We start from the raw sequence: 19,697 nt of genomic DNA, 5'->3' as shown, positions 1-19,697 counted from the left end.
AGAAACCCCGATGAAAAAAACCAAAGGTTCTCCCTCGTTTCGCTTGCGTCATGACCCCCTGCGTTGGTCCGTCGCGGGCGCCTTGTTGCTCAATCCCGTGTGGGCCACCGCGCAAGGCATCGTTCCCGTCCCGGGGGCCGGCGGCACCGCACAGGTGCACGAGCAGAACGGCATCCCCATCGTCAATATCACCGCGCCTGGGCCCGGCGGCCTGTCGCACAACCCCTTCAGCGATTTCAACGTACCGCCCCAAGGCCTGGTACTGAATAACGCCACCGGAGCGGGCGCGTCCCAGCTGGCCGGGGCGCTGTCCGCCAACCCCCAGTTCCAAGGCCAGGCCGCCAGTACCATCCTCAATGAAGTGGTCGGCCAACTGCCGTCCAACATACGCGGGCCACAGGAGATTTTCGGGCAGGCGGCAGACTACGTGCTGGCCAACCCCAACGGCATTCATGTGCAAGGGGTGGGCTTTATCAATACGCCCCGCGCGATCTTTCTGGTGGGCACACCTGAAATCCAGGACGGTCGCCTCGCCGCGCTCAATACCTTCTCCGCCCCTGGCGACCTTCGCATCACCGGGCAAGGCCTGAGCACCGAAGCGGCTGTAGACCTGATCGCGCCCCGTATCGACAGCCAGGGCGACCTCTACGCAGCTGCCGGCCTTACGGCAATCGCCGGCCGAAACCGCGTAGCGGCCGACAACCTTGCAATGCTCGAAACCCAGCAGCGAGCAGGCCAGGCCCCGAGCGTTGACCTCAATGCACTTGGCGCCATGAAAGCCGGGCGGATTCGCCTGGTGAGCACCCGGGAAGGTGCGGGCATTCGCCTGGCAGGCCCGAGCGTTGTGGGTGAGCATGGCGTAAGCGTGGACTCCGCCGGGGATGTGCTGATTGGCCGTGAAGGGGAAGGCCAGGCAATGGTGGCTTCCATCCGGGGCGACCTCGCACTCAATGCCCGACAAGACATTACGGTCACTGGCGGCCGCCTGGCCGGGCAGGCGATCCGGGCCAAGGCCGGGCGTGACCTCACGATGGACGCAAGCACCCGGGAAAGCGTGCAGCGGCACCGGGACGACTGGCGCAAGAAAACATTGTTCATCACCACCGAGACCTACATGGAGGAAAGCGAAAAGCGCCATACCCGGCTGCAGGAAACGGTCGCCACCGCGGTAACAGACATGGAACTCGAAGCGGGACGTAACGTGACCCTGCGCGGGAGCAAGCTCCAGGCCGGCGGCGCCATGGATATTCGCGGCGGCGAGGCTGTGACCGTAGAGGCCGGGATGGAGCGCATCGATATCACCGAAAAGGTACGCCACCGCAAGCACCTGTGGCGGGGTGACAGGGATGAACGAAGCCATGAAGAGCGTGCGGTACCGTCGGAACTCAAAGCCGCCAGCGTGAACATCAGCGCTGGCGGCAAGGCCACGGTTCGCGGCAGCGACATTACCAGCGATGGCGACCTCAACATCCGTGCCCGGTCCATCGAGATCGACAGCCAAGGCTTGAAGCGCACCGCTACCCGCGATGATTACCGAGGCGACCTGGTGGACGGATGGGTGTTCGGCGACACCGGCGCCCGCGAAGAAACCAGCACGCGCCAACGCGGCAGCAACCTTAAGGCCGAGGGCACCGCCAGGCTGGTCTCGGACGACGTACTGATCAAGGGCAGTACCGTCGAGGGCAAAGCGGGCACCTTCACCGTGGGAGAAAACGGCCCGGTGATCATTGCCAGCGCGGCGGATATCACCCATGTGAAAGACCAGCGCAAGGATCGCAAGCTGGCTGGCGTCTTCGGTACCGATAGCAGCAGCACACGCGAGCGCGAGCAGGCGGTGCCGTCACATATGAAGACGCAGGGCGACAGTAAAATCGTCAGCGCGGAGCACATTCGGGTCGTTGGCTCCATTGTGGAGGCAGAAGGCAAGAACGACCTGGAAGCCAAGGGCAACATAGATATTGTTGCGGCTCAAAACAGGCAAAAGGAGCACAGCTCCACACGCACAGGCTCACTGACCGCAAGCGCTGGCGAAACCCGCACCGCCGAAGACGGCAAGGACGGATCGAGCCAGTATTACGCCCAGGTAAGCTATCGCCGGGACCATAGCGAAGGCACAAGCGATACGGTCGAGCAGGCGGGCGCCTCGGTATTGGGAGGCACTGTCGATGTCAAGGCAGGCGATACCATCAGCGTGATCAGCTCTACCGTGGAATCGCTCAACGGCAATACGGACGTGGCCGCCAAGGCCTTCAGGGCCATCTCAGAACTGAATGACACCACTACGTCCAGCAAAACATCCACTACCACCATCGGCGAGAAGGTGACCGCTGGCATCGACCGCGTGGGCGCTGGCCATGCGGGTGAGCATGTAACCGAAAACAAACAGACCCGCCGGGCGACCGCGGCGCAGGCTATTGTGAAGTCCGCCGGGGATGTAAACCTTGATGTCGAGGGCGAGGCCAAATATGCCGGTGCGCTGATCGACGTCAAGGGCGAGTTCAACGAAACAGCGGGCAGCGTGCGCCGCACAGCCGTGGCGGACATCGACGAAAAACAAGAGCAACGCACCCACTACACCGGCGAAACCATGGTGAGTGCCGAGTACAAGGACATCAGTGGCCCTCTGAAGAAAGCGTTCGAAGGCCAGGAGCAAACCCGCTTCCAGCAACAAGGTGTCGAGGACGCGATGGTGCCGCCATCGCTGGGCGCGGACGCGATGGCGAGCTATACCCACCGTGAGCACAGCGTGCGCACTGAAACGCCGACGGTAACCACGCTGAAGGCCAGCGAAGCCAATGTAACGTTGCCCGGCGCACTGGAGGACGAAGGCACTCGCTACACCGCTACGGGCGGCCAGGTTGCGATCCAGGCAGGCAGCCACGACGCCCGCGCCGCGACGGAAAAATACGTTGAAACCCTCAACCGTACCGACGTTGAAGCAAGCCTGCGGGTGGACACCACCACGGGCAGCGATATCAATGTGCGCCTCGATGGCAAAGGTAGCCGCAAGCAGACACTCGAAGAGCGAGATACCGCGCGGCCGACGCAATTCATCGCCCAGGCGGGCATTCCCGTACAGCTCGGTACCGATGGCCGTTACGAAGGCACCGTATGGGACACGGGTAACGGCGCACTCAGCATCAAGCTCGGGGGCGACCTGAGCATGCCTCAAGCCACCAACCGCCAGCACAAGGAAGAAAGTAATACCAGCGGGTACGGGTTGGTCAAAGCCGGCAATGCTCCGGGCGGCACCAATGCCCTGTTCATGGGCGGGCTTGAACATCAAACCCTTACCACTACCGACACCCAGGGGGTGGGTGGGCGCATCAAGACACCGGACGGCCAAGTGGACGTGGCTGGTAACGCCCGCCTAGAAGGCGTAGCCGTCGGCAATGGCAATGCCCCCACCAACGTTTTCGAGGTAAAGGCAGGGGGCACCGCAACCTTGGCAGCGAAAGTGGATACCCACGAGGCCCAAGGGCAAACCCTGGGCGGCGCGCTACAGGCCGGGCTCAGCCGTAACCCCACCGCCGATGCCCAACGCACGGGTGGCTCGCTCGGTGGCCATGCGGACATGGGCCGGGTGAACGAACAGTCGGAACGCCGTACAGGGGCCGAGCTGAACGTGGCCAACCTCACGGTTAAAGCCGGCGCTCACGAAGCAGTCGCGGTACAGCTGGAAGGTACGCAACTCGCCGGGGATAACCTGCACCTGAACGCGGCGAACGGCGGCATTCACATCAAGGCCGCGCGCAGCACTGAGCACAAGGACAATGTACAGGCCACTGCGGGCGCCGGCTTGAACGGCAGCCGCGGCCTTGACAAGGATGACGACGCCTCGGCCCTGTATGCCCGCGCCCGGCTTAACCTGGATAACGTGAACAGCCACACCCACGAGAACGCTGACCTTCGGGTAAAAAACGTTACGTTTGACTCCGCCATGGATACACAGCTGACAGGTGCGGTAGTAGCGGCTGATAACGTCAACGGAACGGTTGGTGGCGACTTGGTGGTAAGCAGCGCCCAGGACAGCGTGTCGTCCACACAGGTACAGGTGGACGGGCGTATCGGCAAGGAAACCAACCCGCAGGGATTGCTCAACGGCTTGAAGTCGGTCACAGGCCCGTTCGCCGACAAGGCTACTGAAAAGGTTGGCAAGCAGGTACAGGCCATGGACCTGACCGTAACGCCCACGCTGCTGGTGGACGTAGAGAATGAACAACGGGATACCGTTGCGCGTGTTGCCTCGCTCAGCGGCCGACAGGGCATCGACCTGAATGTGGCCGGTGAAACCCGCCTCAGCGGTGCAAAGCTTCGCTCGGGTGAGGGCAAAGTGGAACTAGGCGGCAGCGAAGTGCGCTTGAACGCCCTGGCCGGCCGGGATTATCGCGCCGACGTGAGTATCAATGCGTCCAACGGGCCGGCAGAGCTGTTGAGCGGAGTGATCAGCGAACTCACGGCCAGCCGCAGCGAGCAAGCCAAGGCTGATGAACATGGGAACGTGGGTGTGATCCGCACAGGCGGCCATGACCGGTCAGAAACCTTCAAGGCCGCAGTGGAGGAGCGCAGATAGTACGAGCTGGGCGAAGCCGCAAGGCGTAGCTCGGGAACGAAGCGCAACGGGGCTTAAAAGGCCTCAAGCCGCCAGGTTTCATAGGCTGGGGTTTCATAGGGGTGGCTGAGTTTGAGCGCGGCAATCACCGCCGCAATCAGCTCATCCGCCACAACCAGTTCCACCCGCCATTCCGTTATGGTTTCAACGGTGCCGGCGGTGCCAATGAACGGCTGGCTGCCGTCCAGCGGCCGGAACTGGCCTTGCCCCAATACCTGCCAACAGCATTGGTCGTAACCGCCGATTCGCCCGCCACCGGCAGCGAATACGGCGGCCTTTACCTCATCCACATGGCTGGGCGGCACGAAGAAGCAAAGCTTGTACATCGTGCCTCTCCAGGGTTAGTTCACCCACACCCGAGCGTTGCGGAACATGCGCATCCAGCCACCGTCCTCGCTCCACTCATCGCTGTACCAGGAGTTCTGCACAGCGCGGAACACGCGCTCCGGGTGCGGCATCATGATGGTCACGCGGCCGTCACGGCTGGTCAGGCCGGTAATCCCGCGCGGCGAACCGTTGGGGTTGGCCGGGTAGGTTTCGGTCACCTTGCCGTGGTTGTCCACGAAGCGCAACGCCACACAGCCCGACACATCCGCTTCGATCAAGGCCTGCTCGCTGGCAAACTCCGCATGGCCTTCGCCGTGAGCGATGGCGATCGGCATGCGCGAACCGGCCATGCCCTGCAGGAAGATCGAGTTGGACTCCTGCACCTGCACCATCGCCACGCGCGCTTCGAACTGCTCGGAGCGGTTACGCACGAAGTGAGGCCAGCTTTCGCTGCCGGGGATCAGCTCGTGCAGGTTGGACATCATCTGGCAACCGTTGCACACGCCCAGGGCGAAGCTGTCGGTACGCTCGAAGAAGGCCTGGAAGGCATCCCGCGCACGGCTGTTGAACAAGGCCGACTTGGCCCAACCCTCGCCCGCGCCAAGCACGTCACCGTAGGAGAAGCCACCACAGGCGACCAGCCCCTTGAAGTCGTTGAGGTCTACCCGGCCGGCGAGGATATCGCTCATGTGCACGTCCAGCGCGCTGAAGCCGGCACGGTCGAACGCCGCGGCCATTTCCACCTGGCCGTTCACGCCCTGTTCGCGCAGCACGGCCACCTTCGGCCGCACACCAGTCTTGATGTAAGGCGCGCTGACGTTTTCGTTCACATCGAACGACAGCTTGGCGTGCAGGCCCGGGTTGTCTTCTTCCAGCAGCGCGTCGAATTCCTGGTCGGCGCAGGTGGCGTTATCCCGCATCCGCTGAATGCGGTAGCTGGTTTCGGCCCACTGGCGCTGCAGCAGGCGGCGCTCGCCTTCGAACAGGGTTTCGTCGCCCAGGCGGATGACCACGTGGCCGTTGTTAACCGGCTTGCCCACGACCACAACGCAGTCTTCCAGGCCTGCGGCGCTGAACTGGGCGAGGATTTCCGGGGTAGCGTCATGACGCACCTGAATCACCGCGCCCAGCTCTTCGTTGAACAGCACGGCGGTGGCTTCTTCACGGCCATGCGCCAGGGTGTCCAGGCGCAGGTCCAGGCCGCAATGGCCGGCAAAGGCCATTTCCAGCGCGGTCACCAGCAGGCCGCCATCGGAGCGGTCGTGGTAGGCGAGCAGATGGCCATCGGCGTTCAGGCCCTGAATGACCGCGAAGAACGCCTTAAGGTCTTCGGCATCGTCCACGTCGGGTGCGACCTTGCCCAGCTGGCTATGCACCTGCGCCAGGATGGAAGCACCCATGCGGTTCTTGCCACGGCCCAGGTCGATCAGGATCAGGTCCGTCTCGCCCTTGTCCAGGCGAAGCTGCGGGGTGAGGGTTTTGCGAATGTCGGTCACTGGCGCGAAGCCGCTGACGATCAGCGACATTGGCGAGGTCACGGACTTGTCGGTGCCCTCTTCCTGCCAGCGGGTTTGCATGGACATCGAGTCCTTGCCCACCGGGATGGTGATGCCCAGTGCCGGGCACAGCTCCATGCCCACGGCCTTGACGGTGTCGTACAGGCGGGCATCTTCGCCCGGGTGGCCGGCGGCGGCCATCCAGTTGGCGGAGAGTTTCACGTCCGACAGCTTGCCGATCGCGGACGCCGCCAGGTTGGTGAGGGTTTCACCGATCGCCATGCGGCCCGATGCCGGGGCGTCTAGCAGTGCCAGCGGCGTGCGCTCGCCCAGCGCCATCGCCTCGCCGGTGTGGACGTCGAAGCTGGTAGCGGTCACTGCGCAGTCCGCCACCGGCACCTGCCATGGGCCGACCATCTGGTCACGGGCCACGAGGCCTGTGATGGTGCGGTCGCCGATGGTGATCAGGAAGCTTTTGCTGGCCACGGCCGGGTGACGCAGCACGCGGGTGATCGAATCGGTGAGGTCCAGGCTGGCCGGGTCGAAGTCATCGCCCTGCTCGGCTTCGCGGGCCACGGTACGGTGCATGCGCGGCGGCTTGCCCAGCAGCACTTCCAGCGGCATGTCTACCGGGCTGTTACCGAAGTGGCTGTCGGTAACGGTAAGGTGCGGCTCGGCAGTGGCTTCGCCAACTACCGCGAACGGGCAACGCTCGCGCTCGCAAATGGCCTGGAAGCGCGGGAAGTCTTCCGCCGCCACCGCCATTACGTAGCGCTCCTGGGATTCGTTGCTCCAGATTTCGTGCGGGGCCATGCCCGGCTCGTCGTTGGGCACATTGCGCAGCTCGAAGCGCCCGCCGCGGCCGCCGTCGTTCACCAGTTCCGGGAAGGCGTTGGACAGGCCGCCCGCACCCACGTCATGGATGAAGCAGATCGGGTTGGCGTCGCCCAGCTGCCAGCAGCGGTCGATGACTTCCTGGCAACGGCGCTCCATTTCCGGGTTTTCGCGCTGCACGGAGGCGAAATCCAGGTCTGCGGAGCTGGCACCGGTGGCCATGGATGAGGCTGCACCGCCGCCCAGGCCAATGAGCATGGCGGGGCCGCCCAGCACGATCAGCTTGGCGCCGACCGGGATCTCGCCCTTCTGCACGTGCTCGGCGCGGATGTTGCCCAGGCCGCCGGCCAGCATGATGGGCTTGTGGTAGCCGCGCACTTCTTCGCCACGAGGGCTGTTCACTGCCTGCTCGAAGGTACGGAAGTAGCCGGTGAGCGCGGGGCGGCCGAATTCATTGTTGAACGCGGCGCCGCCCAGCGGGCCTTCGATCATGATGTCCAGCGGGGTCACGATGCGCTCGGGCTTGCCGTAGGGCTTTTCCCAAGGCTGCTCAAAACCGGGAATGTTCAGGTTGGAAACGGTGAAGCCGTTCAGGCCTGCCTTTGGCTTGGAGCCGCGGCCGGTGGCGCCTTCGTCACGGATTTCCCCGCCCGAGCCGGTGGAAGCGCCCGGGAACGGCGCGATCGCCGTGGGGTGGTTGTGGGTTTCGACCTTCATCAGGATGTGCACGGGCTCGCGCACTGCGGCGTATTCGCCGGTTTCCGGGTTCGGGAAGAAGCGGCCCGCTTCGTTGCCGACGATGACAGCGGCGTTGTCCTTGTAAGCGGAAAGCACACCCTCACCATGCATCTGGTAGGTGTTCTTGATCATGCCGAACAGGCTTTTTTCCTGAGCCTGGCCGTCGATGTCCCAACTGGCGTTGAAGATCTTGTGGCGGCAGTGCTCGGAGTTGGCCTGAGCGAACATCATCAGTTCGATGTCGTTGGGGTTGCGCGCCAGCCCTTGGAAGCTGGTGATCAGGTAGTCGATCTCGTCTTCGGCCAGGGCCAGGCCGAGGCTCACGTTGGCGGCCTCGAGGGCGGCGCGGCCACCACCGAGCACGTCCACCGAGGTCATCGGCCGGGGCTGCGCGTGGCTGAACAGCGCGCTGGCATCCTGGAGGCGATCCAGCACGCGCTGGGTCATGCGATCGTGCAGCACGGCGGCGATGTCGGCCGCCTGGGCGTCGGTCAATTCGCCCTGTACGTAGTAGGCGATCCCGCGCTCGAGGCGGTCCACGTTGGCCAGGCCGCAGTTATGGGCGATGTCGGTGGCCTTGCTGGCCCATGGCGAAATGGTGCCAAAACGTGGCACCACCAGGAACAGGCGCCCCACCGGCTCCTGCACCGGGACGCTGGGCCCGTACTTGAGCAAGCGATCCAACACTTGCAGCTGTTCGGTGTCGAGGTCGGCCTTGAGGTCGGCGAAATGGGCGAACTCAGCGTACAGGCCGGTGACAGCGGGGACCTTCTGACTTACTTGCTCCAGTAATTTACCGTGGCGGAAGGCAGAAAGGGCAGGAGCGCCGCGCAGGATCAACATCGTGGGGACAGCCTCGAGAGGGGTGTAGATTGGGTCGTGCATTCTAGCCTAAACCGGCGCGCCAGGCATCCGTATCGGCGCGCTCGTGGGCAGACGGTTGCCCTTCCCCGCCCATTTCAGGCCCTAGCAGAACCCCGTCACACTGTCGAGATATGGTCGCGAAGCCGCTTTGCGTATACTGCACCCATGTTCGCCTCGATTGTTCCCCACCTGCGCCATGCGCTGTGGCTCCTTGCAACCGGTTTCTTCTTGATGCTCAGCGGCTGTGTGGAAAAACCCAGCACACTGGAGCGAGTCAAGGAGGATGGCGTGCTGCGCGTGATTACCCGCAACAGCCCCGCCACCTATTTCCAGGACCGCAACGGCGATACCGGCTTCGAATACGAGCTGGTGAAGCGTTTCGCCGACGACCTGGGCGTAAAGCTCGAGATCCAGACCGCCGACAACCTCGACGACCTGTTCAACCGGCTGGGCCAGCCCAACGGGCCGGTACTGGCTGCCGCCGGGTTGGTCAGCAGTTCGGCCCGCCAGCAAACGGCGCGCTTTTCCCACCCGTACCTGGAGGTCACGCCGCAGATCATCTACCGCAACGGGCAGCCTCGGCCCACCGATGCCAAGGACCTGATCGGCAAGAAGATCACTGTGCTCAAGGGCAGCACCCATGCCGAGCAACTGGCCGAGCTCAAGGCGCAGAACCCCGGCATCGAGTACGAAGAGTCTGACGCGGTGGAAGTGGTCGACCTGTTGCGCATGGTGGATGAGGGCCAGATCGACTACACCCTGGTGGATTCGAACGAAGTGGCGATGAACCAGGTGTACTTCCCCAACGTGCGCGTGGCGTTTGACCTCGGCGATGCCCGCGACCAGCGTTGGGCCGTCGCCCCTGGCACTGATAACAGCCTGCTGCACGAGATCGACCTGTTCCTGGACAAGGTACGCCGCAACGGCACTCTGCAGCGCCTCAAGGACCGTTATTACGGCCACGTGGATGTGCTGGGCTATGTGGGCGCGTATACCTTCGCCCAGCACTTGCAGGAGCGCCTGCCAAAATTCGAGAAGCACTTCCAGGCTGCTGCCAAGCAAGAGCGGGTGGATTGGAAGCTGATGGCGGCCATCGGTTATCAGGAGTCCATGTGGCAGTCCGCCGTAACCTCGAAAACGGGCGTGCGCGGCTTGATGATGCTGACTCAAAGCACGGCACAGGCCATGGGCGTATCCAACCGGCTGGACGCGCGCCAGAGCATTTATGGCGGGGCGAAGTATTTTGCGCTGATCAAGGACCAGCTCGACGATAGCATCAAGGAACCCGACCGCACCTGGTTCGCCCTGGCCGCCTACAACATCGGCACCGCGCACCTGGACGACGCTCGCAAGCTGGCGGTGGATGAGGGCCTGGACCCGAACAAGTGGCTGGACGTGAAGAAAATGCTGCCACGGCTGTCACAAAAGAAGTGGTACAGCAAAACCCGTTACGGTTATGCCCGGGGCGGCGAGCCGGTGCATTTCGTGGCAAACATCCGCCGCTACTACGACATCCTCACATGGGTAACCCAACCCCAGACTGAGGGCGGGCAGGTCGCGGACAACAACCTGCACGTGCCCGGTGTGGACAAGACCCGCCCAGCGCAGGCCCAGCCGCAAGTTACCCCGCCGCTGTAACAGTTTTCGCAAATTCCTGCCTTGTGAAAGCCCTTATTCGCGAGCTCCTAAAATAATCCCGTAGGAAGCGGGCAAAGCTCGCGAAATGGTACGAAAATATATTCGCGAGCTCCGCCCGCTTCCTACAGCGGGGGTCGCCCTGCGCTGCGCCGCTGCTTGAAAAACGCACTCAGTACTGCCCCACACTCTTCGGCCATTACCCCGCCTTCGATCAATACCCGGTGATTCAGGAACGGCTGAGCAAAGAACTGCCCCTGGCTTTGGGCAATCCCCGCCTTGGGCTCCAGCGCGCCGAACACCACCCTGGCCACCCGCGAATGGACGATCAAACCCGCGCACATGCTGCAGGGCTCCAGCGTGACATAGAGCGTTGCGCCCGGTAGCCGGTAGTTGCTCACCGCTTGGGCAGCTTCACGGATCGCGACCATCTCCGCGTGGGCGCTGGGGTCACTGGTACTGATCGGGCAATTGAAGCCGCGCCCGATCACTTCGCCGCCTTGCACCAGCACCGCGCCCACCGGCACCTCGCCCAGCACCGCGCCCTGCTCGGCGAGGGCCAGTGCCATCTGCATGAAATCGCGGTCGCGGCTGCGATCGATGATCATGGGTTGACGCATCAGGCCACCTCGATCGCTGCCATCAGGCCGGTTTCCATATGGTCGATCACATGGCAATGGAACATCCAGGTGCCCGGATTATCCGCAACCAGCGCCACCTGCGCCCGCTCATTGCGGCCCAGCAGGAAGGTATCGGTGAAATAGGGAATGATCTTGCGCCGATTGGAGGCGATTACCTTGAAGCTCATCCCATGCAGGTGAACCGGATGCTGGTACTGGGTCATGTTCTTGAGCTCGAAAATATAGCTCTTGCCCCGCTGCAGTTTGGCAATCGGGCGGTCGGCACAGGTTTTGTCGTTGATATCCCAGGCCACGCCGTTGATCTGCCACAGGCTAGGTGGGGTATCCACGCCTTCCTCCGCCGTACTGCCCACCCACTCGAAATTGAAGTTGAGCTTCTCTGCATTGGCCAGGTCGGGCTCGGCGATGGGGTTGGGCGGCAACGGCGCGGGCCAGTTGGTCGCGCTGCCTTCGGACGGAACCGCACGCAAGGTACCCAGGCGTACCGGACCATCGCGTAGGGCAATCTCTTCACCTGCGGCGGGCATGCGCAGCGCCAGACAGATCCGCATGCCAGGCCCAAGCCAGTAATCCGGGCCCATGGCCCGTGGGGTTACGGGGTTGCCGTCCAATGCGTAAATACGGGCTTCGCCCTGCCCTTTCAGGTTCAGCCGGTAGGTGGCCGTATTGTCTAGGTTCAGCAGGCGCACCCGCACGATCTGGCCGGCGGGAAGGTCCAGCGTGGGGTTGGGCTCGCCATTGATCGTGGATAACCGCCCCAACGTACCGTTACGCGCGGCTTCCCGCGGGATGCTGAAGGGAAGGAAACTGCCCTCCTCGTCCACATGCCAGTTCTTCAGGCTAAGGATGCGTTCATGCACAAAACCGGTGGGCTCGCGCTCTTCAACGATCAGCGGGCCCACTAGCCCGCGCCCCAGCTGCTCGCTGCTGGTGACATGGGGGTGGTACCAATAGCTGCCGGCATCCGGCACTCGGAAGCGGTAATCGAAGGACTCCCCTGGCAGCACGGGCAACTGCGAGACATAGGGCACGCCGTCCATCTCGAGCGGCAGGCGTATGCCATGCCAGTGGACGGTAGTGGGCACTGGCAGATGGTTGGTGAACTTGACCCGCAGCCAATCGCCCTGACGCGCCCGCAGCTCCAACCCCGGCGCCGCACCGCCATAGGCCCATGCAGGGGTTTGATGGCCTGGCACCAGCTCGACATCCAGTGGCGCCGCGATCAACTCGTAATCGTGCCCGCCGGGCGCTTCATTGCGGCCCAGCCAGTAGCGCGTGGCGCCACCCACTCCCAGCCCCACGACAGCCAGGCCGGACAGGCCCGTGAGGAATTGGCGACGGGTGACGGACATGGCTTGGGAACCTCGGGATAGGCAAACGCGGACCAGCCGCGAAGGGGCCGATACGATACACAGGTATGGGAGGAATTTTAAGGGCTGAGTGAGAGGTAAGAACTTGCGGGTATTACACCGACAGCGTACCAAGGGCAGCGCCCAGATCCCGATTCAATCGGTGTTCTGCCGTGACACACCGGCTATTTGCGCAACGTCCGTCAGGCCTACCAGATCCGGCGCCGCTTCAATCAGCCTTGCCGAGGGTACTGCACGTTGCACGTCGGCCAGCGCGCTGCGCATTGCGGCAGCGGCGGTCGGCCCCTCGCGAGTGAATTCCAGTGCGAGCCTCCCAGGCTGGCCAATACCTACCACCGCGTCGTCACAGCCCGCTTCCCCCAGGCGCTCTACAACCGCATGGAGATCCTGGTCTGCCACGGTGAGCTGGTATTTGAACGTAAATATGTATTCCATGGTTACTCCTTACCGTCATCTTGCAGACAAGCCACCGTGCAGTTGTCCACGACACGCTTCAATTTTCCGCTAAGCGCCGCATTGTGACCGGTGGGTGGAGGGCTCGTACGGAGGAATCGTCTGGAAAGATGTCCCTATACCGATACGGGCCATGGGGAAGACTGATGGCAACACGAGCAAACAATTCAGGAGCGGCGAGCACGAGCAGCGCTTTGCACCGGTGCCCCCCCCTTAGAAAACCAAAAGCCCGCATCGCGCGGGCTTCAGGGCATTCTCTGCTAGTTGGTGCCGGCTATTGCCGAACGCCCGATCATTCCCACTCGATCGTCGCAGGCGGCTTGCTCGAGACGTCGTAGGTGACACGCGAGATGCCTTCGATCTCGTTGATGATGCGGCCACTGACTTTTTCGAGCAGTTCGTACGGCAGGTGCGCCCAGCGCGCGGTCATGAAGTCGATGGTTTCGACAGCGCGCAGCGCCACCACCCAGGCGTAACGGCGGCCGTCGCCGACCACGCCTACAGACTTGACCGGCTGGAATACCACGAATGCCTGGCTGACCTTGTGGTACCAGTCGGCCTTGCGCAGTTCTTCGATGAAGATGTGGTCGGCCTGGCGCAGCAGGTCGGCGTATTCCTTCTTCACTTCGCCGAGGATGCGCACACCCAGGCCAGGGCCCGGGAAGGGATGGCGGTAGACCATGTCGTACGGCAGGCCCAATTCCAGGCCGAGGCGGCGTACTTCATCCTTGAACAGCTCACGCAGCGGCTCTACCAGCTTGAGGTTCATCTCCTCCGGCAGGCCACCCACGTTGTGGTGGGACTTGATCACATGGGCCTTGCCGCTTTTGGCGCCAGCCGACTCGATCACGTCCGGGTAGATCGTGCCTTGGGCGAGGAACTGAATGTTGTGCAACTTGCTGGCCTCGGCATCGAACACGTCGATGAAGGTGCGGCCGATGATCTTGCGTTTCTTCTCCGGGTCTGCCTCACCCGCAAGGTTGCCGAGGAACTGGTCTTCGGCATTGGCGCGGATAACCTTCACGCCCATGTTCTCGGCGAACATGGCCATTACCTGCTCACCTTCGTGAAGGCGCAGCAGGCCGTTGTCGACGAATACACAGGTCAGCTGATCACCGATAGCCTTGTGCAGCAGTGCTGCGACCACGGATGAATCCACGCCGCCAGAAAGGCCCAGCAGTACATTGGCATCACCGACCTGTGCGCGAACCTGCTCGATGGCGTCGTCGGCGATGCGCGACGGCGTCCACAAGGCTTCGCAGCCGCAGATATCCAGTATGAAGCGGGACAGCATGCGGCCGCCCTGCTTGGTGTGGGTCACTTCCGGGTGGAATTGAACGCCGTAGTAGCCACGGGCATCGTCGGCCATGCCAGCGATCGGGCAGCTGGGGGTACTGGCCAGCACGTGGAAGTTGGACGGAATTTCGGTGACCTTGTCGCCGTGGCTCATCCACACGTCCAGGCCCAGCACGCCGTCGGCGTCTACATGGTCTTCGATGCCGTCGAGCAGGCGGCTTTTACCAACCACGTCCACGCGGGCATAACCGAACTCACGCAGGTTGGAGCCTTCTACCCGGCCGCCCAGTTGTTCGGCCATGGTTTGCATGCCATAGCAGATGCCCAGCAGCGGCACGTTCAGGTCGAATACGGCCTGAGGCGCGCGCGGGCTGTTGGCCTCGTGCACGGATTCCGGGCCACCGGCCAGGATAATGCCGCGCGGAGCGAATTCGCGAATCGCTTCGTCATCCATGTCGAAAGGGTGCAACTCGCAGTACACGCCGATTTCCCGCACGCGGCGGGCGATCAGCTGGGTGTACTGCGAACCGAAATCGAGGATCAGAATGCGGTGAGCATGAATATCGAGGGCCATGGGAGACTCTGAAAGGCAGCGGCAAGCTTGAAGCTGCAAGCTGCAAGTTGGTGATTAGCAATAAGCTTCAAGCTGCAAGCCTCAAGTGATTCGAGGCGTGGCAGGTGGGGTTGGCCAACCTGCTGGCCGCTTGAAGCTTGTAGCTTGAAACTGTCGGCGCAAGCCGGCCTCAGCCGACCCTGTAGTTAGGCGCTTCCTTGGTGATCTGCACGTCGTGGACGTGGGATTCAGCCATGCCGGCGCCGGTGATGCGGACGAATTCCGGACGGGTGCGCATTTCGTGGATGTTGGCGCTGCCGGTGTAGCCCATGGACGAACGCAGGCCGCCCATCAGCTGATGGATGATCGCAGACAGGGCGCCTTTGTAGGGCACGCGGCCTTCGATACCTTCCGGCACCAGCTTTTCCGCACCAGCGGACGAATCCTGGAAGTAACGGTCCGAGGAGCCCTGAGCCTGAGCCATGGCGCCCAGCGAACCCATGCCACGGTAGGCCTTGTAGGAACGCCCCTGGAACAGTTCGATTTCGCCCGGAGCCTCTTCGGTACCGGCGAACATGGAGCCCATCATCACGCAATAGGCGCCGGCGACCACGGCCTTGGACAGGTCCCCGGAGAAGCGGATGCCGCCGTCGGCGATCAATGGAACGTCAGTGTTTTTCAATGCTTCGGCAACGTTGGCCACTGCGCTGATTTGCGGAACGCCCACGCCAGCCACGATACGGGTGGTGCAGATCGAGCCTGGGCCGATACCGACTTTCACGCCATCGGCGCCAGCTTCAACCAATGCCAGCGCGGCCGCGCCGGTGGCAATGTTGCCGCCGATCACCTGCACTTGCGGGAAATTCTGCTTGACCCAACGCACGCGGTCGATCACGCCCTTGGAGTGGCCGTGGGCGGTGTCTACCACCACTACGTCCACGCCAGCGGCGACCAGCGCGGTAACGCGCTCGCCGGTGTCCTTGCCGGTACCCACCGCAGCGCCGACACGCAGGCGACCCTGGTCGTCCTTGCTCGCCAGCGGGTAGGCCTTGGCCTTTTCGATGTCCTTTACGGTCATCATGCCCTTGAGCTGGAAGTCTGCGTCCACGATCAGGACCTTCTCCAGCCGGTGCTTGTGCAGCAGTTGGCGAACTTCTTCCTTGGTGGCGCCTTCGCGCACGGTCACCAGGCGATCACGCGGGGTCATCACCTCGCGGACAGGGATGTCCAGGCGGTTTTCGAAACGTACGTCGCGGGAAGTGACGATGCCGACCAGGTCACCATCGTGCAGCACCGGCACGCCGGAGATATTGTGCTGGCGAGTGAGCTCGAACAGGTCACGAACAGTGGCGCCGGCCTCGATGGTGATCGGGTCCTTGACCACGCCTGCTTCGAACTTCTTGACCTTGCGGACTTCCGCGGCCTGTTGCTCGACAGTCATGTTCTTGTGAATGATACCGATGCCGCCTTCCTGGGCCATGGCGATGGCGAGGCGGGCTTCGGTCACGGTGTCCATGGCGGCGGACACCAGGGGAATGTTCAGTTCGATGCCACGGGTCAAACGGGTCTTGAGGCTGACTTCGTTCGGCAGGACCTCGGAATAACCGGGGACCAAAAGAATGTCATCGAAAGTCAGGGCTTCTTGGCTGATACGCAGCATCGCGGGGGCTCCCGGGCGGGAAAAATGGAAGCGCGCCATTATACCTGTACATGCCCCAAGGCTCAATGCGCGCGTGCTTCAGAGTTGCACATCCACCAGCCGTACCGGCCAATCCAGCCGCTCGGCGAAGCCCTTCACGAAGGCGTCAGTGAAGCCGGCCTCGCTCCAACCTTCGAAAATGAAGCCCAGGTTGGAGAAGCCGCAAGGCTGCAGGAACAGGAAACCATTGATGTCGTCTTCGAAGCCGCACAGCGGGCAGGTGAAATTGTCCGTGAGGCCGGGATACCACTCGTCCAGGCTTTCGAAGAGGGGCTCGCCTACTTCCCGACGGCATTTGGGGCAACCCGCTTCTTCGAGAAAGCCCTTCTGCGGCGTATAGATGCAGCGCTTGGTGACGATACGCAGGCCGTTGATCTTTTCGCCGAACGGCAGGCGCTCCGGATGGCGCACCACCCGACGGGCGCCGTCCGCAATGGCGTAGCCCATGCCATTGCCGCCCCGGCAGCAGGTGGTGGGCTGGCCATCCACGACATTCTTGTGAACGAGCCAGCGCAGCATCAGGCTGGCGGCGCCTTCATTGCCGGGGACGGTGGAGAGTTGGGGAACCAGAATGCTTTGCGAAGCCATGTGCTAGCCATACAACGACGGAACGGTGAACGATTCTACCACCAGCAGCCGCGACAGCCGCCAAGCTTGGCTTTATTATCCAGGCATGAATAACGATCCCTTTGCCAGGCTCGGCCTGGATCGCCAGGTCCTCACGGTTTCCCAGCTCAACGGCCGCGCCCGCGTGCTGCTTGAGGACGTGTTCAGCAGCGTGTGGGTAGAAGGCGAGATTTCCAACCTCGCGCGCCCTGCCTCCGGGCACCTTTATTTCACCCTCAAGGACGCCGGCGCCCAGGTGCGCTGCGCCCTCTTCAGGCAGAATGCCGCCCGGGTGCGCCAGGCATTGAGGGACGGGCTTGCGGTAAAGGTTCGCGGCAAGGTGTCGCTGTTCGAAGGGCGCGGGGACTATCAGCTCATCCTCGATACCGTCGAGCCCGCCGGAGATGGCGCCCTGCGCCTGGCCTTCGAGTCGCTGAAAGAAAAACTCAGCGCCGAGGGGTTGTTCAGTGCCGAGCGCAAGCAAAGCCTGCCGGCCCATCCTCGGCGCATCGGTATCGTCACCTCCCCTGGTGGCGCGGTGATACGCGACATCATCAGCGTGTTCCGCCGGCGTGCGCCCCAAGTGCAGCTCACGGTCATTCCCACGGCGGTTCAAGGGCGCGAGGCCATCGGGCAAATCGTCCGGGCCCTGGGCCTGGCGGACCGCCATGGCTTCGATGCAATCATCCTCGCCCGTGGCGGCGGCTCGCTCGAAGACCTGTGGTGCTTCAACGAAGAAGCCGTAGCCCGTGCGGTCGATGCCTGCGTGACGCCGGTGGTCAGCGCGATCGGCCATGAAACGGACGTGTCGATCAGTGACTTCGTTGCCGACGTGCGCGCCCCCACCCCCACCGCAGCCGCCGAGTTACTGGCCCCCGACAGCAACGACCTGCAACGCCAGCTGGCCGGTTTGCAGCGCCGCCTGTTGTTGCGCATGCAGCATCGCCTGGCGCACGACAGGTTGCGCCTCGAAGGGCTGAGCCGCCGGTTGCGCCACCCTGGCGAAAAGGTTCGTCAGCAGGCACAACGGCTGGACGACCTGGACATGCGCTTGCGGCGGGCATTCAACACCGCCTTGGCGCACCGCCAGCAGCGGCTGATGCATCTGGATGCGCGCCTGGCCGCACAGCATCCGGGGCGCGCGCTGGCGTTGCTGCAACAACGGCTGGAACAGCTGCGCGCGCGGCTTCCCCGGGTAATGCAAGAGCGCCTGCGTGCGGAGCGGCTGCGCCTGCAGACCCAGGCCCAGGCGTTGAATATTGTCAGCCCGTTGGCGACCCTTGGCCGCGGCTATAGCATCCTGCTCGACGACCGTGGCCACGCTATCCGCCGCGCCGAGCAAGCCGCACCCGGCCAGCGCCTGACCGCGCGGCTGGGTGAAGGCAAGCTCAGCGTACGGGTTGAAGACAACCATGTAGCCCCTGTGACCCTTTCGTTGTTGGATTGATCATGTACCGATTGCTCTGCGCGGCCTTGCTCGCCGCAGCCACCCTGCCCGCCTGGGCCGACAGCTACCTTACCCGCCAGTTGAACCGGCCCGTGCCCGGCGGCGTGGCCGTGGTGGACCTTGGCGCCGCCCCAGCCGCGCCACAGGTATTTCTGGAGGGCAAGCCAGTGATGGTGGTGAATGAGCAAGGCATCTGGCGCGCCGTGGCCGGGATCTCGTTGAAGACACCGCCCGCCCCACAGGCATTGCAGGTGCGACAAGGGGGCGGTACTCGCAATGTGACGTTCAACGTCACGGCCAAGGCCTACCCCGAGCAGCGAATCACGCTGAAGAACAAGCGGCAGGTGAACCCTGACCCCCAAGACCTTACCCGCATCAATAAAGAGTTGGCAGAACAGAACCGCGCCTATGCCAGCTTCACCTCTGGTACGCCGAGCAACCTGTTGCTGGACAAGCCAGTGAATGGCCCGCTATCGAGCCGCTTCGGCGTGCGGCGGTTCTTCAATGGCGAGGAGCGCAACCCTCACGCCGGGCTGGATTTCGCCGTCCCCGCCGGCACGCCGATCAAGACCCCCGCCGCTGGCAGGGTAATTCTGGTGGGCGACTACTTTTTCAACGGCAAAACGGTGTTTGTGGACCATGGCCAAGGGTTTATCAGCATGTTCTGCCATATGTCCAAGGTGGATGTGAGCGTGGGCCAGGCCTTGCCTCGCGGTGCCGTGGTAGGCCGGGTTGGCAGCACCGGGCGCGCCACGGGCCCACACATGCACTGGAATGTGAGCCTGAACGACGCGCGGGTAGACCCGGCGATATTTATTGGAGCGCACTAAGCCGGAGCAGCTATCAGGCGAGTATTTCGCACCCTTAAAGTGCGCGCAATTTTTGATCGCTCATGGATGCTTATCATTGTTTTCTGCCTGAACCTCGAGGCTATTTGGTTTTTTATACTAATTTTTTCTGCTCACTTGCGATCTTTCTCTGCACTGGTTAGGGTTTGAGTCATGAACAACTCAAGCACGCACATTCTGCTCCGCCAGCACCTGAGCCTGAATCTGGTCAGTTACCGACTACCGGGCTGAATCTTGTCGCCAGGCGCGCTTCATACCTTAAGCATTCAGGCAGCCCT

The 19,697-nt window shown here is 63.0% G+C and carries 11 protein-coding genes and 1 pseudogene; 4 read left to right on the top strand and 8 right to left on the bottom strand.

Annotated features, from left to right (window positions below; all coding sequences use genetic code 11):
* Nucleotides 1-10 precede the first annotated feature (10 nt).
* A complete protein-coding gene (locus G7016_RS03045; protein ID WP_181111370.1) occupies nt 11-4,573 on the top strand; it encodes a hemagglutinin repeat-containing protein in 4,563 nt (1,520 codons plus the stop codon).
* Nucleotides 4,574-4,626: 53 nt separating this feature from the next.
* Here G7016_RS03045 and G7016_RS03040 read toward each other — a convergent pair whose 3' ends face one another.
* Together G7016_RS03040 and purL are read right to left on the bottom strand one after the other, a co-directional pair.
* Nucleotides 4,627-4,938, bottom strand: coding sequence for a Nif3-like dinuclear metal center hexameric protein (locus G7016_RS03040; RefSeq protein WP_181111369.1), 312 nt, complete (start codon nt 4,936-4,938; stop codon nt 4,627-4,629).
* Between the two features lie 15 nt (nt 4,939-4,953).
* Nucleotides 4,954-8,850 (bottom strand): phosphoribosylformylglycinamidine synthase, encoded by a 3,897-nt coding sequence (gene purL, locus G7016_RS03035; RefSeq protein WP_181111761.1) that lies wholly within the window; start codon nt 8,848-8,850, stop codon nt 4,954-4,956.
* Nucleotides 8,851-9,036: 186 nt separating this feature from the next.
* On the opposite strand from purL, the gene mltF reads away from it, so the two are divergent.
* On the top strand, nt 9,037-10,509 hold the full coding sequence (gene mltF, locus G7016_RS03030) for a membrane-bound lytic murein transglycosylase MltF (RefSeq protein ID WP_181111368.1): 1,473 nt from the start codon (nt 9,037-9,039) through the stop codon (nt 10,507-10,509).
* A 122-nt stretch (nt 10,510-10,631) separates the two neighbouring features.
* On the opposite strand, the gene tadA is transcribed toward mltF, so the two are convergent.
* The 6 genes and pseudogenes from tadA to G7016_RS03000 all read right to left on the bottom strand — a co-directional run bounded on the left by tadA (nt 10,632) and on the right by G7016_RS03000 (nt 17,106).
* The gene (gene tadA, locus G7016_RS03025; protein ID WP_181111367.1) at nt 10,632-11,126 is read right to left on the bottom strand and encodes a tRNA adenosine(34) deaminase TadA; all 495 of its coding nucleotides are present in this window, start codon (nt 11,124-11,126) and stop codon (nt 10,632-10,634) included.
* Nucleotides 11,126-12,499 (bottom strand): multicopper oxidase family protein, encoded by a 1,374-nt coding sequence (locus G7016_RS03020; protein ID WP_181111366.1) that lies wholly within the window; start codon nt 12,497-12,499, stop codon nt 11,126-11,128. The genes tadA and G7016_RS03020 overlap by 1 nt, the downstream gene beginning before the upstream one ends.
* A gap of 162 nt (nt 12,500-12,661) precedes the next feature.
* Nucleotides 12,662-12,952 (bottom strand): annotated as a pseudogene (locus tag G7016_RS03015) (DNA-binding protein); the annotation flags it as partial.
* A 310-nt stretch (nt 12,953-13,262) separates the two neighbouring features.
* Complete coding sequence (gene guaA, locus G7016_RS03010; RefSeq protein WP_181111365.1) at nt 13,263-14,840, bottom strand: glutamine-hydrolyzing GMP synthase; 1,578 nt, start codon at nt 14,838-14,840, stop codon at nt 13,263-13,265.
* Nucleotides 14,841-15,009: 169 nt separating this feature from the next.
* Nucleotides 15,010-16,479, bottom strand: coding sequence for an IMP dehydrogenase (gene guaB / locus G7016_RS03005; protein ID WP_181111364.1), 1,470 nt, complete (start codon nt 16,477-16,479; stop codon nt 15,010-15,012).
* Nucleotides 16,480-16,557: 78 nt separating this feature from the next.
* The gene (locus G7016_RS03000; protein WP_181111363.1) at nt 16,558-17,106 is read right to left on the bottom strand and encodes a sugar ABC transporter ATPase; all 549 of its coding nucleotides are present in this window, start codon (nt 17,104-17,106) and stop codon (nt 16,558-16,560) included.
* A gap of 85 nt (nt 17,107-17,191) precedes the next feature.
* Here G7016_RS03000 and xseA point away from each other — a divergent pair, with 85 nt between their 5' ends.
* Together xseA and G7016_RS02990 are read left to right on the top strand one after the other, a co-directional pair.
* Entirely contained in the window at nt 17,192-18,571 is a 1,380-nt protein-coding gene (gene xseA / locus G7016_RS02995) for an exodeoxyribonuclease VII large subunit (RefSeq protein WP_181111760.1), read from the top strand.
* 2 nt (nt 18,572-18,573) lie between these two features.
* Entirely contained in the window at nt 18,574-19,401 is an 828-nt protein-coding gene (locus tag G7016_RS02990; protein ID WP_181111362.1) for a peptidoglycan DD-metalloendopeptidase family protein, read from the top strand.
* The last annotated feature ends 296 nt before the right edge of the window (nt 19,402-19,697 follow it).

The organism is Pseudomonas japonica (assembly GCF_013522925.1).
Taxonomy (GTDB): domain Bacteria; phylum Pseudomonadota; class Gammaproteobacteria; order Pseudomonadales; family Pseudomonadaceae; genus Aquipseudomonas; species Aquipseudomonas japonica_A.
The sequence above is the reverse complement of the archived record's forward strand: the minus strand, read 5'-3'. Positions and strand labels throughout refer to the sequence as shown.